This window comes from Microcoleus sp. Pol1C5 (genome assembly GCF_036701115.1).
Classification (GTDB): Bacteria; Cyanobacteriota; Cyanobacteriia; order Cyanobacteriales; family Microcoleaceae; genus Microcoleus.
In genome coordinates this window covers 46,213-62,076 of record NZ_JAUBQE010000021.1, presented here as the reverse complement: position 1 = coordinate 62,076, position 15,864 = coordinate 46,213, and the positions used below count along the sequence as shown (strand labels likewise).

At 46.0% G+C, this 15,864-nt stretch carries 17 protein-coding genes and 1 pseudogene; 12 read left to right on the top strand and 6 right to left on the bottom strand.

The window, feature by feature from the left end; genetic code table 11:
• Positions 1 to 5 precede the first annotated feature (5 nt).
• The gene (locus QUA23_RS13700; protein ID WP_333076581.1) at positions 6 to 170 is read left to right on the top strand and encodes a hypothetical protein; all 165 of its coding nucleotides are present in this window, start codon (positions 6 to 8) and stop codon (positions 168 to 170) included.
• Positions 171 to 523: 353 nt separating this feature from the next.
• Here QUA23_RS13700 and QUA23_RS13695 read toward each other — a convergent pair.
• Together QUA23_RS13695 and recA are read right to left on the bottom strand one after the other, a co-directional pair.
• Positions 524 to 724, bottom strand: a pseudogene (locus QUA23_RS13695) (Txe/YoeB family addiction module toxin); the annotation flags it as partial.
• A gap of 279 nt (positions 725 to 1,003) precedes the next feature.
• Positions 1,004 to 2,140 (bottom strand): recombinase RecA, encoded by a 1,137-nt coding sequence (recA, locus tag QUA23_RS13690; protein ID WP_333076582.1) that lies wholly within the window; start codon positions 2,138 to 2,140, stop codon positions 1,004 to 1,006.
• A gap of 310 nt (positions 2,141 to 2,450) precedes the next feature.
• Here recA and QUA23_RS13685 point away from each other — a divergent pair, with 310 nt between their 5' ends.
• Positions 2,451 to 4,067: a glycosyltransferase family 39 protein gene (locus QUA23_RS13685; RefSeq protein ID WP_333076583.1), complete on the top strand. Its 1,617-nt coding sequence runs from the start codon at positions 2,451 to 2,453 to the stop codon at positions 4,065 to 4,067.
• Between the two features lie 357 nt (positions 4,068 to 4,424).
• Positions 4,425 to 5,948, top strand: a complete 1,524-nt coding sequence (locus QUA23_RS13680) for a peptide ligase PGM1-related protein (RefSeq protein WP_333076584.1) — start codon at positions 4,425 to 4,427, stop codon at positions 5,946 to 5,948.
• Positions 5,949 to 6,055: 107 nt separating this feature from the next.
• On the opposite strand, the gene lepB is transcribed toward QUA23_RS13680, so the two are convergent.
• Positions 6,056 to 6,664, bottom strand: coding sequence for a signal peptidase I (lepB, locus tag QUA23_RS13675; RefSeq protein WP_333076585.1), 609 nt, complete (start codon positions 6,662 to 6,664; stop codon positions 6,056 to 6,058).
• Positions 6,665 to 6,753: 89 nt separating this feature from the next.
• On the opposite strand from lepB, the gene QUA23_RS13670 reads away from it, so the two are divergent.
• The 3 genes from QUA23_RS13670 (at position 6,754) to QUA23_RS13660 (ending at position 8,818) form a co-directional block, all read left to right on the top strand.
• Positions 6,754 to 8,076: a dihydroorotase gene (locus QUA23_RS13670; protein WP_333076586.1), complete on the top strand. Its 1,323-nt coding sequence runs from the start codon at positions 6,754 to 6,756 to the stop codon at positions 8,074 to 8,076.
• 61 nt (positions 8,077 to 8,137) lie between these two features.
• The gene (locus QUA23_RS13665; protein WP_333076588.1) at positions 8,138 to 8,470 is read left to right on the top strand and encodes a DUF433 domain-containing protein; all 333 of its coding nucleotides are present in this window, start codon (positions 8,138 to 8,140) and stop codon (positions 8,468 to 8,470) included.
• 12 nt (positions 8,471 to 8,482) lie between these two features.
• Entirely contained in the window at positions 8,483 to 8,818 is a 336-nt protein-coding gene (locus QUA23_RS13660) for a DUF5615 family PIN-like protein (RefSeq protein ID WP_333076590.1), read from the top strand.
• A 16-nt stretch (positions 8,819 to 8,834) separates the two neighbouring features.
• Here the strand turns inward: QUA23_RS13660 and tsaE are convergent, their stop codons facing one another.
• Both tsaE and QUA23_RS13650 read right to left on the bottom strand, forming a co-directional pair.
• Entirely contained in the window at positions 8,835 to 9,284 is a 450-nt protein-coding gene (tsaE, locus tag QUA23_RS13655; protein WP_333076591.1) for a tRNA (adenosine(37)-N6)-threonylcarbamoyltransferase complex ATPase subunit type 1 TsaE, read from the bottom strand.
• Between the two features lie 120 nt (positions 9,285 to 9,404).
• On the bottom strand, positions 9,405 to 10,805 hold the full coding sequence (locus tag QUA23_RS13650) for a gluconeogenesis factor YvcK family protein (RefSeq protein ID WP_333076592.1): 1,401 nt from the start codon (positions 10,803 to 10,805) through the stop codon (positions 9,405 to 9,407).
• A gap of 164 nt (positions 10,806 to 10,969) precedes the next feature.
• Between QUA23_RS13650 and QUA23_RS13645 the strand changes: the two genes are divergently transcribed.
• From QUA23_RS13645 to QUA23_RS13625, 5 genes are all read left to right on the top strand, one after another.
• On the top strand, positions 10,970 to 11,752 hold the full coding sequence (locus QUA23_RS13645; protein ID WP_333036901.1) for an ATP-binding cassette domain-containing protein: 783 nt from the start codon (positions 10,970 to 10,972) through the stop codon (positions 11,750 to 11,752).
• A gap of 93 nt (positions 11,753 to 11,845) precedes the next feature.
• Positions 11,846 to 13,324: an MlaD family protein gene (locus QUA23_RS13640; RefSeq protein ID WP_333076593.1), complete on the top strand. Its 1,479-nt coding sequence runs from the start codon at positions 11,846 to 11,848 to the stop codon at positions 13,322 to 13,324.
• Positions 13,325 to 13,517: 193 nt separating this feature from the next.
• Positions 13,518 to 14,294 (top strand): Uma2 family endonuclease, encoded by a 777-nt coding sequence (locus QUA23_RS13635; protein ID WP_333076594.1) that lies wholly within the window; start codon positions 13,518 to 13,520, stop codon positions 14,292 to 14,294.
• A 118-nt stretch (positions 14,295 to 14,412) separates the two neighbouring features.
• Positions 14,413 to 14,688 carry a hypothetical protein gene (locus QUA23_RS13630; RefSeq protein WP_333076596.1) on the top strand — a complete coding sequence of 92 codons (276 nt, stop codon included), beginning with the start codon at positions 14,413 to 14,415 and terminating at the stop codon, positions 14,686 to 14,688.
• Entirely contained in the window at positions 14,685 to 15,023 is a 339-nt protein-coding gene (locus tag QUA23_RS13625) for a Uma2 family endonuclease (protein WP_333076597.1), read from the top strand. Before QUA23_RS13630 ends, QUA23_RS13625 begins: the two co-directional genes overlap by 4 nt.
• Before the next feature lie 161 nt (positions 15,024 to 15,184).
• Here the strand turns inward: QUA23_RS13625 and QUA23_RS13620 are convergent, their stop codons facing one another.
• Complete coding sequence (locus tag QUA23_RS13620; protein WP_333076598.1) at positions 15,185 to 15,346, bottom strand: hypothetical protein; 162 nt, start codon at positions 15,344 to 15,346, stop codon at positions 15,185 to 15,187.
• A gap of 101 nt (positions 15,347 to 15,447) precedes the next feature.
• Here QUA23_RS13620 and QUA23_RS13615 point away from each other — a divergent pair, with 101 nt between their 5' ends.
• Positions 15,448 to 15,840, top strand: a complete 393-nt coding sequence (locus QUA23_RS13615; RefSeq protein WP_333076600.1) for a tetratricopeptide repeat protein — start codon at positions 15,448 to 15,450, stop codon at positions 15,838 to 15,840.
• The last annotated feature ends 24 nt before the right edge of the window (positions 15,841 to 15,864 follow it).

The following is a 15,864-nucleotide window of genomic DNA, read 5'->3' as shown; positions in this document are numbered from 1 at the left end:
TCTCAATGAAAGCAGCCAAGCCCAAAATTGGAGTTTTGACGCCAGAGGCAGAAGGCAGAAGGAAGGAGCCAGAAGAAGTATTTTTACAAATAGGAGATGCCCCCAGTTCCGCTGTCAGAGCCACGCGGCTGACCAAAAGACATGAATCCAGTTTAGAAGGAGTATTTTGAAAACAATTCTGTTGGGATAAGCTGTTGTGGATTTAAATTGTCTGTCAAAAAAACAATAAAACAATGAGTGGGGTGTCCCGCCCGCCTCGAGTATGCAATTTAAATAAAAAGTCCGCGTTAGTTTGTGGCTTCGCTACTAAACAATCGATAACTGCATAACAATTGCTATGCAAAGGAGTACCCTCTCATCCCTGTTTATCCTGCAAAACTTACATAGGGTGACAAAATTTACGCTCGCCCGTTAAATAGACACTCGCTATCGTCATTTAATTAAAATTACACTGCTCAAAGAATCGCCGAATTTCCTGTTCAACAAAAACGCCGCACCATAGCTAAGCAGGCTAAGGAGGATGTCAATCAGAATAGTGGTATCGACAAGAGATAATCGTTAGAGACTCGTCATCCACAGCATAAACTAATCGATTCGTATCATCAATTCGCCGCAACCAAAAGCCAGCTAGATTCTCCTTCAGTGGTTCTGGCTTTCCGATACCCTCAAACGGCAATCGGATTGTTGCCTCAATTAGCTTGTTAATTCGTTTTAACGTTTTTTTGTCTTGCCCTTGCTACGTTACTTTCGCTCCAGCCTGGTAACGAGTAAAACAAGTAAACCAGTAAATTCGATCGCGCCGAACCATAATTTACTGGTTTTACTGCTTCCCAGGCTGGGTTACTGGTTTACTGACTGTGCCTCTTAACCCATGTAAGCGACCAAGAGCCGAAGCCGAGCGAAAATTAAATTCGAGGCTCTAGGTAGCTGTTGAGCGTTACTTTCGCTCCAGCCTGGTAAGGAGGAAAACGAGTAAACGAGTAATAATTGAGGACTAAAAAACTTAAATTTCTTCGTCCAAACCATCTACATCATCTACATCATCTACATCATCTTCATCATCTACATCATCTACCTCATCTACCTCAACAGGAGCGACAGAATTAGCAGAAACCACAGCACCAGTCTCAAGTTTCTTTTTAACTAGCTCCTCAATTTCATTTTTGAAATCGATGTTTTTCTCCATGTGCTGGATCACTTTGTCTCGTCCTTGAGCTATGTTCTCTCCGTTGTAGCTATACCAAGAACCTTTTTTCAGAATTACTCCCATTTCGTCGGCCAAGTCAGTCAGACAGCCTAAAGTAGAAATGCCTTTGCCAAATACAATGTCAAATTCGGCAATACGGAAAGGCGGAGCAACTTTATTTTTAGCAACTTTAACTTTCGTGCGGTTGCCGTATTCTTCTGTACCTTTTTTCAAGCTTTGAATGCGGCGAATGTCAAGCCGCACGCTGGCGTAGAATTTGAGTGCGTTACCGCCGGTTGTTGTTTCGGGGTTGCCGTAAGTTACGCCGATTTTCTGCCGCAATTGGTTGAGGAAAATGACGGTACAGCCGGATTTGCCGATGTTGCCGGTGATTTTCCGCAAAGCTTGGCTCATCAAGCGGGCTTGCAAACCCATGTGGGAGTCGCCCATGTCGCCTTCGATTTCGGCGCGGGGGACGAGGGCGGCTACGGAGTCAATGACTACGATATCGACGGCGACGGAACGGACGAGTTGATCGACTATTTCTAGGGCCATTTCGCCGGTATCCGGCTGGGAAACTAAGAGATTTTCAATATCGACGCCTAAAGCTGAGGCGTAGGTGGGATCGAGGGCGTGTTCGGCATCGACGAAGGCTGCGATACCGCCGGATTTTTGGACTTCGGAGATCGCGTGGAGGGCTAGGGTGGTTTTACCGGAACTTTCCGGGCCGTAAATTTCAATGACTCGACCTTTTGGCAAACCGCCGCCCAAAGCAATGTCCAGTGTCAGGGCTCCGGTGGGGATGGTTTCTACCTTCATGCGAGTGGAGTCTCCCAATCGGACGATCGCCCCTTTGCCAAAGCTGCGCTCGATTTGGGAAAGTACGGAAGTTAGGGCTTTTTGCTTTTCTGAGTTTTCAGTTGTAGTTTTTATAGACTCTTTGCTTTTTGCCATTTGCGGTACGCGGGTAGACCCCTTGCGGAGCTTGTTGATTAACTGTACAACACGTATGTTAGCAGTTATTTTTTGGCTCTGGAGGTTCTGCGGGGATTTGGTTTAAGATTCTTGATTTTGGAGGTGGTTCAGCCTGAGCCAGCTTTCACAAGGCCCAAGATGTAGAAGATATTTAACTTGTTCCCAGGCTCTGTCTGGGAACCGATGTCCAGAGGCTCTGCCTCGAAAAGCTTACATTAAAAGCAGAGCCTCCGGATCTGTGTTACCAGGCTCTGCCTGGTAACAAGTAATCGCCACAATTAGGATAAGCATGGGATCTACAACACATCAAGACACATCTGTTAATACCCAAAATTCCCGCTGGCTGATGAACTTATTGGCAATCGGCATTTTATTAGGTATCGGATTTAGGTTTTTTGAGATCGATCGCAAACTTTACTGGCATGACGAAGCTTACACATCAATCCGCGCCGCTGGTTTCACCCGCCAAGAAATTGACGACGAACTATTCCAAAACCGGATTTTTCCCGCACCAGAATTGCAAAAATATCAGCGGATTAAACCGGGAAGTACAGAAGCAGACACAATTCGTTCTTTAGCACTAGAAGACCCGCAGCATCCGCCTTTATACTTTCTCATGGCTCGTTGGTGGATGCAGCAATTTGGCAGCTCTCTAACAGCATCCCGCAGTTTGCCAGCAGTATTGAGTTTGCTGTCGCTGCCTTTGATGTACGCTTTAGCTCAGGAACTTTTCGCCTCGAATTTGGCTGCGTTATTAGCAACAGCACTTTTGGCTTTATCTCCCTTTGACATATTGTTTGCTCAGACAGCAAGGCAGTACAGTTTGCTGACAGCGACAGTTATTGGCAGCAGTTGGCTGCTGCTAAGAGCAGTGCGGTTGCGGGGTTGGCAAGATTGGGTATTTTACTCGCTGGCGATCGCCTTTGGTTTCTACACTCACCCTTTCTTCAGTTTAACACTCATTGGTCACGGAGTTTTTATAATTTCTTACTGGTTGTTTGTCAAAAAAACAAAATTGCGAGGTCACGTAACTAATTCCCAATTTTTCTTAGCAGTAACAGCAGCTTTAATATTGTATATTCCCTGGATTTACGTGCTGGCGACCAACCTGGAACGAGCATCAGCGACGACAGATTGGACGCGAGTATCTCCGGGTTGGCTGTATCTTGTCAAATTGTGGACACTCAGCTTTACAGCCTTATTTTTTGACTTCGACTTCGGGTTTGATAATATTTGGACTTATCTGCTGAGATTGCCATTTTTGCTGTTAATTGCGGCAGCCCTTTACACAATCTGCCGCAGGGTTAGCACTTCTACTTGGCTGTTTATTGTAACATCAATTTTTGTACCGTTTTTGATACTGGCATTACCGGATCTAATCCTAGGTGGCAAACGTTCCGCCGTCAGCCGCTATCTGATTTCCTGCTTTCCCGGAGTGCAGCTAGCAGTTGCTTACTTGCTCGCCAGTAACCTGAAAACTCAGCAGCGGTTTTGGCAAGTCATTTTAGCCTTGGTATTTACAGCAAGTGTAGCCTCTTGTACGGTCAGCGCTTTTTCTGATACTTGGTGGAGCAAAGACTTGAGCTATTTTAATGCTGAAGTTGCGAAAATTATTAACAAAGAAGCGATAGCTAATCGGTCGATTAAAGATACAATTGTAATTAGCGATCGCGGCAACGATTTTACTAACATGGGAGATTTGCTTTCTCTGAGTTATTTGCTCGACAAAGACGTGAGGCTGATGCTGCTGAGCCAGTCGCCAGATATGGAGATGCTGAACAAATATTCGGCTCCCCTGGTGTTCCGCCCTTCGGAAAAATTGCGATCGGCACTCAAGCAAAATCAACGCCGCTTAGAGCCAATTTTGCAGTATGCCAGACTTTTTCGAGCGCGGCGAGCTTCTTAGAGCAGATTGACAGAAATGGAAGATCGTCCCCGGTAGGGTGCGTCAGTCGATTTTAGATTTTAGATTTTAGATTTATTCCACAGATGAATCTGGGAGATTAAACTTTGGTCTAAAATTTTTGGAGATTCACGACAGGAGTAAGTGGCACAGTATCGGTTTTTGGGCGGGGTCAGAAAAAACTGTTTGAGTTGCCTCAAATATTTCGACTGACGCACCTTAAATCACTATTTGGGCATTTTTGTCAATATTCCCGGTAAGGTCCGTCAGAAAAAAAACTGTGTGAGTTGTCTCAAGGATTGGGGCTGACACACCCGACATCATCAGCAATAATTATTTGAATACTTAGGATAAAAAGCAATGCCAGAGTTAAATAATTCATCTTCCGAACCCGCGCAGAAGTTTCGCAATCTTCAGACAGAATTACGCGAACGTTGGCGAGCGATAGAAGAATTCGACAGCGGAGATTGTGACATTATTATCATTCCTTCTGTCAGCTTAGATCAGCAAGAAATGCGGAAAATTGAGGGTGCTTACCACTACGAAGAGCGGCATTTATTTTCATTGATCCGCCTGCGAAATCCCCGCACGCGCTTAATTTACATTACCTCGGAGCCCTTGCACCCGATGATTGTGGATTATTACCTGCAATTGCTGCCGGGAATTCCATTTTCTCACGCGCGCGATCGGCTTTTGCTGTTCAGTGCTTACGATGCTTCTGCCAAATCCCTCACCCAGAAAATTTTAGAGCGCCCCCGCTTGATGGAGCGCATTCGTCAAGCAGTGCGGCCGACAAAATCTTATATGGTTTGTTATAACTCGACGCCCTTAGAACGCGAGTTATCTGTTAAATTGGGGATTCCTTTGTGGGCCAGCGATCCCGATCTGTTATATTGGGGAACAAAAAGCGGCAGCAGGCAAATTTTCCAAGAATGTGGCGTGCCTTATCCTGACGGTTCGGAGTTGGTTTGGAATGCGGAAGATTTAGCAGAAGCTGCCGCTCAATTGTGGGAACGGCAGCCGGATTTGCAGCGGATGGTAATTAAGTTAAATGAAGGTTTTTCGGGGGAAGGAAATGCAATTCTAGATCTGCGTTCCCTGACAAGTAAAGCGCCTCATGAAAGAGCGAAGGCAATTGGGGATTGCTTCCATAATTTGCGCTTTCAATCCACAGGCGAAACCTGGGAAAATTTTAGCAGCCGCATTCCCGAATTAGGGGCAATTGCCGAAGCATTTATCGAAGGAGAAGAAAAGTTCTCGCCCAGTGTTCAAGGCAGAATTATTCCCAGCGGGGAAGTAGAAATCCTCTCCACTCACGACCAGATTTTAGGAGGCCCAGACGGCCAAATTTTCTTGGGTTGCCGATTCCCTGCGGACGAATCTTACCGGCTGGCGTTGCAAGAATTGGGATGGAAAGTCGGGCAAAACTTAGCTAAAAAGGGGGCTTTAGAGAGATTTGGAGTAGATTTTCTCGCTGTAAAGCAATCCGATGGGAAATGGGATCTTCAAGCAATAGAAATTAACTTACGTAAAGGAGGCACAACTCATCCGTTTATGGCTTTGAAGCTGTTAACAAACGGTCGGTACGAGCGTACTAACGGATTATTTTACAGCCAGCAGGGCCGTCCGAAATATTATGTCGCTTCGGACAATTTGAAAAAAGAGCGCTATCGGGGATTATTACCGAACGATTTGATGGATATTATTGCTGACAATCAACTGCACTTTGACAGCGGTACAGAGACGGGCAGTGTGTTTCATTTAATGGGTTGTTTGTCGGAGTTTGGCAAATTGGGCTTGACGAGTATCGGCAATTCGCAGCAAGAGGCAGAGGAGATGTATAACAAAGTGGTGAAAGTTCTCGATCGCGAAACATCGTACTAAACCTGCTGGAATGGCAGCACGATCGGAAGTTAAGCAAGTTTTAAATTTTGACCTTCATTAATCTGTAGTAGTAAGGTGCGCCTAGCGCACCCTACTGAGGGTTGTAGCTAATTTTTAGCGGGATAAAGGGGCGTGGGGTCGATCGAACCTGTACGGTTGAGTGGCCAAAAACGCACAATTGCCCTACCGATGATATTTTGCTTGGGTACAAAGCCCCAATAATGACTGTCACAGCTTGCGTTGCGGTTGTCGCCGAGCACCAAGTAAGAATTTGGAGCTACAACTACAGGCCCGTAGGGATACTGCGGAATTTCTTCAATATATTTTTCCTGTAGCGGCTGCTTGTTAATAAAAACTTTTCCCTCTTTGACTTCCACACTGTCCCCCGGCAGTCCGATCACTCGCTTGATATAGGCATCTTTGATCGGTGGCGGCTGTCCCGTGCACAAACTAGCCGGATCGGGAGGCATAAATACGATAATATCTCCTCGCTGGGGATCTTGGAATCGATAGCTGACCTTATCTATAATTAATCGATCGTTAATTTGTAAGGTTGGGAGCATCGAGCCGGTGGGAATGTAGCGTGCTTCGGCAACCAGGGTGCGGATACCAAAGGCTAAAAAGGCTGCTAAGCCGATCGTCTTAATTCCTTCGATCCAAGGATTTTCGGTGTCTTGCGGAGGTTTTTCGTCGGCTGACTTGTCTAGACGAGTCATAGGGTATTGTAGTGACTGAGCTGGATACGAATTATAAACTTAATAATGCTTCCATGCTAGCACGCTGTTTACTCAATTAATGGTATCTTATGACTCCCAAATCAAGTTTGTTAATCCGTCGCGCTCGCATTCTTTTGCCCAATGGTGAGTTTTTGGTAGGAGATGTGCAAATCTGCGATCGCAAAATTGTCAAGGTTGCTGCGGAAATTGTCGAATCTGGCGATCGAGAAATAGATGCGAAAGGCTTAACTCTGTTACCCGGAGTAATTGATCCCCAGGTACACTTCCGCGAACCGGGTTTAGAACACAAGGAAGACTTATTTACCGCTAGCTGTGCTTGCGCTAAAGGCGGCGTGACATCGTTTTTGGAAATGCCGAATACGCGACCGCTGACCACCACCCAAGCTGCCTTAGATGATAAACTAAGTCGCGCTGCCGAGAAGTGTTTGGTGAATTACGGCTTTTTTATTGGTGCAACGCCAGAGAATTTGCCGGATTTGTTGACTGCGAATCCAACTCCGGGAATTAAGGTGTTTATGGGTTCGATGCACGGTCAGCTTTTGGTCGATGGAGAAGCAACTTTAGAGGCGATTTTTGCCAAGGGCGATCGACTAATTGCCGTGCACGCAGAAGACCAAGCTAGAATCAACCAGCGTCGTCAAGAATTTGCCGGGATTTCCGATGTTGCCGTACACTCGCAAATTCAAGACAACCAAGCAGCTTTATTGGCTACTCAGCTAGCATTAAAACTTTCTAATAAATATCAGCGGCGTCTGCACATTCTGCACCTTTCAACTGGGGATGAAGCTGAGTTGTTGCGCCAGGAAAAACCGAGTTGGGTGACAGCAGAAGTTACGCCGCAGCATTTGTTGTTAAATACCAGCGCCTATCAAAAAATTGGCAGTTTAGCTCAGATGAATCCGCCTTTGCGCGAGCCCCGCGATAACGAAATACTTTGGCAAGCTTTACTCGACGGCGTAATTGATTTTATCGCCACCGACCATGCGCCGCATACATTAGCAGAAAAAGCTCAAGATTATCCGAATACGCCGTCTGGAATGCCGGGAGTCCAAACTTCTTTGCCTTTGATGCTGACACAAGCAGTAGAGGGAAGATGTACAGTTGCTCAAGTTGCTAATTGGATGTCGGCGGCAGTTGCTAAGGCTTATAAGATTCCTAACAAAGGGGCAATTGCTCCGGGTTTTGATGCCGATTTGGTATTAGTAGATTTGGATAATTATCGACCTGTGCTGCGAGAAGAAATGGTGACAAAGTGCGGCTGGAGTCCTTTTGAAGGTTGGAGTTTGACTGGATGGCCAGTTGTGACTGTTGTTGGAGGAAAAGTTGTTTTTGAAAATGGTAAATTGGATACAAATGTGAGGGGAGAAGCTTTGACATTTGACGCGGAGTAAGCTTGAATTTAACTCAAGTGTTATAATTGGGTATTCCTGCATCGCAAAAGCGATTTTACCCATGATCCTCGAAGAACTAGAAACACAACTCCTGGCCTTAACTCCGACTGAGAAAGCTGAAGTCATAAGACTGTTAGCCCAAAGTTTAAGTAATAGCTGGCCAGGAATTACCAAAACTCCCGACGTGTGTGGCGGCGATGCTTGCATTGCCCAAACTAGACTTCCCGTTTGGCTGTTCGTGAGTTTGCGCCGTCAAGGTTCAAGTGATGCTGAACTTCTACAATTTTATCCCCAGTTGAATGCTGCAAACTTAGTAAATGTCTGGACTTATGCTGAGGCTAACTCCGAAGAAATTGAAACAGCACTCCGAGAAGAAGCAGCAGCAATGATGTAGGAAGTATAATTTATGGCACGTCTCTATGCAGATGAACAGTTCCCGTTTCCTATTGTGGCATTGCTGCGAAATTTAGGTCACGATGCCCTGACTATTCAAGAGGCAGGAAATGCCGGAGATGATGACCCCGAAGTATTAGCCTTTGCTGTGAATAACGATCGGGCGGTTATGACGCAAAATCGTCGGCATTTCATTCGATTGCATACTCAACAACCAAATCATGCTGGTATTATCGTCTGTACAGACGATAAAAATCTAGAAAGGTTGGCAACACGCATCAATGATGCTATTGCTGGTGAGGAAAATTTGAGAGGTAAATTGATTCGAGTCAACCGCCCGCCGCAGTAAGTTCGATCGCACTAGCTCAATTTTCCCATTGCCAATCCAATAACTCGCCATTACCAATTACTTCAGCTTGCCGCCCGTTATCGAGATAACTTAAAGAAATTTGCAAATAATTTTCTGGTTTGTACTGCAATCTTTCCGCCCATTCGATCGCCACAATTCCCAAATCCATTTCTAACCCGTCCCAATAACTTTCTAAGTGCAAAGCCTCGCCTTCTTCGGGTTCCAGTCGATACAAATCTAGATGATACAGCGGAACTCGCCCTGTAAAATACTCGTTAATTAGGGTAAAAGTAGGACTTTCGATCGAGTCTGAGATTCCTAAACCTTCAGCGATGCCTTGAACCAAGGTAGTTTTACCCGCACCTAAATCTCCTTGTAATAAGATTACAGTGCCTGGGGGGAGCGATCTACCTAACGCAACACCAAACTTGCGCGTAGCCTCAGAATCGGGAAGCAAAGTTTTCATTTCAATAATTAGTCATTAGTCATTAGTCATTTGTTATTTGTTATTTGTTACTCGCTGGCGGCGGCCAATAACCAATAACCAATAATATTAGTCAACAGTCAACAGTTAACAGTCAGCAGCTTAAATGTTCTGGGCGCGGCCGTACCAACGCAGCAACATCCCCGCCAACCTTTGCGAATTGTGGCGAATTAAACCCGTATTTTCATCTTCATCCATGACATTGGCGATGACAACTCGTCGCCCCAATTGCGTTACTGCTTCTCGATCGAGCACAACCGGATAAGAATTCTCCTGAGAATAGCGGATCAAAGCCTTTGCAGAAGGGACTTTTCCTTGAACGACTACAGCATCGAACAGCGGCCTGCCGCAAGCGCGGTCGATCGCCCGAATGTGGTCTGCAACACTGTATCCGTCAGTTTCCCCCGGCTGAGTCATAATATTGCAAACATAAATGCGCGGAACTTCGCTGTTGGCGATCGCATCAGCAATTTCCGGCACCAACAAATTCGGAATGACACTGGTATAAAGACTCCCCGGCCCAATAATAATAAAATCCGCTTCCCGAAGACCTTCCACAGCCCTAGGTAATGCCGGAGGATTAGCAGGATTACAGCCTATTTTGAGGATTTTCCCGTTAGCTTTTGTAATGCTGGACTCCCCCTCAATCCTGCGGCCATCAGCGAGTTCTGCCCACAAAGAAACATCGCTCAGAGTAGCCGGCAGCACCTCTCCCCTCACTGCTAAAACTTTAGAACTCGCCGCGATCGCCTGTTCCAAATCTCCAGCAATATCGCTCATCGCCGTCAAAAACAAATTCCCAAAACTGTGACCCACTAAACCGTCACCAGCCCGGAAACGATATTGAAATAACTCAGTCAATAACTTTTCCTCATCTGCCAAAGCAGCCAAACAATTGCGAATGTCTCCCGGCGGCAATACCCCAATTTCCCGCCGCAGCCGCCCGGAAGACCCGCCATCATCCGCCACCGTGACAATAGCAGTGATTTTTGCGCTGTAATCCTTCAATCCCCTGAGCAAATTAGAAAGGCCCGTACCGCCCCCTATTGCCACAATTTTTGGGCCGCGGTGCAAGCGACGGTGGTTGAGGAGTCGATCGACCAGTTCCTCATTCCCTTCGGGCATCAGCACTTGGGTAATAGAGTTCAAACTGCGAGTTTGTCCCCACAGAATTAACAAAATCCCGCCGGCAATGATGATCGGCCCCGACACGTAATTAGGAACAACTTCCGCAATCCATGCCAAAAAATTTCTCAACAATTGCAATAAGAAGAAAATGGGAGTCATCCCAGTCCAAATCGCTAAACCCAAAGTGGCAAGTACCACGCCGCTAGCACTAATCAGCAGCCACCGTTTCACTAACAGTCCGGGGGCTAACCACTTAAACCACTGGTGAACTCGCCCGTTCCGCAAAGAAGGGGGGTAAGGATTTCTGGATTGGGCAAAAACCTGCTTGGCTTTAGCCAAGACGCGGAGGGCTTTAGGAAGTGAACTAATTGACATGGTTAATTAGTCTTAAGGGTATTGGAACAGCTCGAGCTGACAAATTTACAATACAAGAGAGTTTTGATTCTGGCAGTCAATTTAAGTAATTGGTGATTAGTCATGAGTCATGAGTCATTAGGTAGACTGATGACTGAGGACTGACAACTTATTGATAACATCCTATGGCTGAGCCACTAATCGAACTCAAGGGGGTAAGTAAGTCCTTCGGCCAGAACCCGATCCTCGATCGAGTCGATCTGAGGATTTATCGGGGAGAGGCCCTGGCAATTATTGGCCCTTCCGGGACGGGGAAATCTACGATTCTGCGGATAATTGCGGGTTTGTTGGCCCCGGATGCCGGTGAGGTTTTTGTTCAGGGACAGCGCAGGGTCGGATGGGTGGACGACGTGGCAGATCCGATCGGAATTGGGATGGTGTTTCAGCAAGCGGCTTTGTTTGATTCGCTGACGGTGGAGGAGAATGTCGGTTTTTTACTTTACCAGCATTCTAAGCTGCCGCGCCGCCGCATTCGGGAATTGGTGGAGGAAAAGTTGGAGATGGTGGGTTTGCCGCGAATTGGCGAACGCTATCCAGCGCAGTTGTCTGGGGGAATGAGGAAGCGGGTAAGTTTTGCCCGCGCTATCATGGCGAATCCTGATAATGACAGGGATAATCCAGAGGTTTTGCTGTACGACGAACCGACGGCGGGTTTAGATCCGATTGCTTCGACGGTAATTGAAGATTTAATCAGGGACTTGCAGGCGGCCCAAGGTGTTTGCAGCACTTATGCGATCGTCACTCACCAAGACAGTACCATCCGCCGCACTGCCGATCGCATCGTATTTCTCTATCGAGGCAAAGTGCAGTGGGAGGGAACTGTCAGCGATATTGCATCGACAGATAATTTACTGATCCGACAATTTTTTAGCGGCAGTGTTACTGGGCCAATTCAAGCGCTTGGATAATCAGCCAATTTTAGATTTTAGATTTTAGATTTTAGATTGAAATGACCGATGACTAACGACTAATAACCAATGACCAATGACTGAGGAGAAAATATGCGATCGCGAACTGTAAGAGAAGGTTCTGTCGGGTTCTTAATTTTAGTAGGAATCGGTTTATTTGGCGGCTTAGTGCTCTGGCTGCGAGGCGTACAGCTAGGGAACCGCAGCTACAAATTCGCCGTAGAATTTGGCAGCGCCCAAGGAATGCAAATAGGCACGCCCATCAAATATCGTGGGGTTGCAGTCGGTAAAATTACCGCCCTCAAACCGGGTTCCAACGGCGTAGACGTGACGCTGGAGATTGCCCCCGGTACTTTAGTGATTCCCAGGGATGTTACCATCGAAGCGAATAAATCCGGTTTAATTGGCGAATCGTCGATCGACATTACCCCCAACTCGATTTTGCCAGAATCATTACTTACCGCCAATCCCGTTAGTGCCGACTGTCCCCCAGAGATTATCTGCCAAAATTCGCGCTTAAAAGGTCAAGCTGGAGTCACTATCGACGAACTCATTAAATCCACAGTCCGCCTAGCTAATTTCTACACTGACCCCGCGCTGTTCAACAATATTAAATCCCTCGCCGAAAATACAGCCAACACAGCTAAAGGTGCAGCTAAAGTCACTCAAGATTTATCGAATTTAACTCAAACTGCCCAAGCCGAAATAAAAACTTTGAATCAAGATGTAAGGGCAGACATTGGGAGCTTAAATCAATCATTAAAAACCGAAATAGCAAGTTTAAACCAATCTTTAAAGGGAGAAGCCAGCAGTTTAAATCAATCATTAAAGGGAGAAGCCAGCAATTTAAATCAATCGCTAAAAGCAGAAATATCAGGAGTCGCCACTGATATTTCTAAAGTAGCAGCTACGGCGGACACTTCCACAAAAGCCGTATCGGCCGCTGCGATAAATTCTGCTAATTCAGTAACTCAAGCAGCAAATCAAGTTACATTAACAGCCAACCAACTCAATTCTTTAGTAGCAACCAACCGCGCCAGTTTAGTCTCAACTCTGAATAACATCAATCAAAGCAGTCAAGAACTGCGGGTAGCTGTCAGCAGTTTTAGTCCAACAATTAATCGAATCAACCAAGGACAATTGCTGAACAATTTAGAAGTTTTATCAGCGAATGCTGCCCAAGCTTCTGGTAATTTGCGAGATTTATCCAGCCAGGTAAACAATCCGGCCACTTTGCTATTATTGCAGCAAACTCTAGATTCTGCACGAGCTACATTTCAGAACGTGCAGAAAATTACTTCCGACGTGGATGATTTGACAGGAGATCCGGCTTTCCGCAACAATATTCGCAGGTTGTTCAACGGATTAGGAGGTTTGTTGGGTTCGACAGAACAACTGCGACAGCAAGTTAAAGTGACTCAAACATTAGCTCCTCTTTCTGAGAAAGTAAATGAGAGTACAATTGCCAGAAATCAATCAGTAAAGCCGGGATTTCCCAGCTTGCACAAGCCGCAAAAAATGCCTGTTCTACCTTCTCAAACTGCCAGGTCAGCAGAACCAGTAAAGCCATAAAATACCCATTAAAAGAGGGTATCATTGAATAACTGCAATTGCCCCAAATTCGCGATTTACTCTACTTAGTAACCTGCCCAATACACACCCCCATTACAGCTAGTTAATAAGGTGCGCATTTCGCACCTGGCATTAAAGTTATTGTCCAAATCTTATTAACAAAGAACTCTTTCTGTCGAAACAAGGAAAACCAATGACGCAAATTTTATCGAAACCGGAGGCAACCAAAACCCAGTATAATATAACTTGGGAAAAATTGCCAGATGACTTTAAGTTACCAGATGATCCTGTGGAAAACATCGACCAACCACTTTTAGCCGCCGCCCTGCGCGAAGCCTTGGATATGGCAGGATTTATCCTAGCTTCAATGCTAATAGCTTCCAATTTTGGACTCTGTGCCAAAGTTAACGACAAAACAGTAGTAAAAGCACCAGATTGGGTGTTCGTTCCCTCGGTATTGCTAGCAGAACCAGGAGAAGTTCGCCGTAGTTATACGCCCAATGCTGAGGGAGAAGTACCTGCTGTAGTGATGGAATTTTTATCGGATACAGACGGCAGTGAATATTCAAATAAACCGACATATCCTTACGGCAAGTGGCGGTTTTATGAGCGAATTTTGCAAGTACCGATTTATGTAATTTTTGAACCAAAATCGGGAGTATTGGAAGTGTACAGACTCTCGACATCGAGAGAATATGAATTGCAAGAACCGGATGCTAATCAGCGATTCTGGATAGAATCAATGGGTTTATTTCTGGGGGTTTGGGAAGGTGAAAAATCTCAGAGAACGGGTTATTGGTTGCGCTGGTGGGATGAGAATGGCAATTTGCTGCTGTGGGGTGCCGAACGGGTGGAACAGGAACGCCAGCGCGCCGCAAAGGAAGGCCAGAGGGCCGAAGAGGAACGCCAGAGGGTCGATCGACTAATGGCATACTTGAGAAGTCAGGGTATCGATCCTGATGGCATTTGAAAGTGTGATGGGTCGATGAGCGACCTTTCGGCCCTTAATCCAATCCCATTTTGATTACACAATCAAGTCAGCAAGGACGTTTGATATTTAAAATAACCACAATTAAGGAGCGATGGGCATGACTGCAACAACGTTAGAAGAGAAATTAGATCGGCCGTTGCTATTTCCAGGGTTAACGTGGGAACAATTCAAAACCTTAGAACCGATGCTGGATATTCCAGGGGTTCGGCTGTCATTTTTAGATGGGATAGTGGAGATTCAGAAAATGCCTGGAATAAAACACGAAACAGCGAAAGAGCGAATTGGTGCTTTACTGGAAACTTATTTGCTAAAAGCAGGCTTAGATTACACTCCAACGGGTTCATTGACTTTAGAAATGAATCGCGACTGGTGAAGTGTGAAGCCGACAAGTCTTACGAATTGGGTGCTGACAGAGAACGTCCAGATTTAGCGATCGAAGTAGTCGTCACTAGCGGCGGAATTGATAAGCTAGAGGCTTACAAACGGCTGCAAATCCCTGAAGTCGGGTTTTGGGAAAACAGCCGACTGTCTCTGTATGCTCTCAGACAGCAAGGATACGAAGAGATTGCGAGTTCCCAATTGCTCCCAGAACTCGATATAGCTTTACTCGTCAGGTGTGTTAATATGCCAAGTCATGTTGAGGCACTTAAGGAATTCAAAAGAGCGATCGATCTCAATACTACCAACAGGAATATAGCTATCAATTAATTACTAAAAGTCGCAGGGAAGTGCTGCAACGGCGTTTATAAATAAATGGAAAACTAATTGTTTTTGATCGGGAAGATAATGGATAAAAATTACGGCTTCCTGATGAATTACCCTCAGCACTAGAAGCGGAACGCCAGCGTGCTGCTGAACTCGATTCTTTGTTAGCGCGTTACCGAGCTCGGTTTGACCAATTGCCTGAGAGTAACGGCTAAAAAGTCATGGTGCGATCGCCCTTCACCAATCTCGATCGCCCGCGTGTTATTGTTACCTAAATGTCCTTGACAAATCTCTGGTGTTGTGTGTAGGGCTAGAAGAGGTTTCAAATTTTAAATGGCCAAGGGCGATCGTTTTGCGATCGAACTTGGGCAATCTAGATATAGGCGCTTCTTGAGTGCCTGGAAAACAGCGAGGCCAAGAGTTAGCAATGGAAAGCACACAGAAAAAATCTAGCCCTCGTCCAGTTAATAAGGGCGATCGAACTAAGCAGATTTTTGCGTTAGTATCAATGGTTTCGTTTGGTGGTTCTGCAATTTTTGGTATTTTCAGTCTGTTCAGCAGCGGTTTGAGCAGCCAGCACCAACAAAAACCGGCGACTGCTGCTGTTTCTCAGGAATCTTTGCTGGCGGCGCAGGAACGGGGATATGAGACGGTTTTGCAGCGGGAACCGCAGAATCAGACGGCTCTGGAAGGATTGGCAAATGTGCGGTTGCAAATGAATAATAAGGTGGGGGCGATCGAGCCTTTGGAGAAGTTGGTGAAGCTAAATCCCGATCGGGCGGATTATAAGGTATTGTTGGGGCAGGCGAAGGGGAAGTAGTAGCGGAAAGGGCGATCGGTAAAG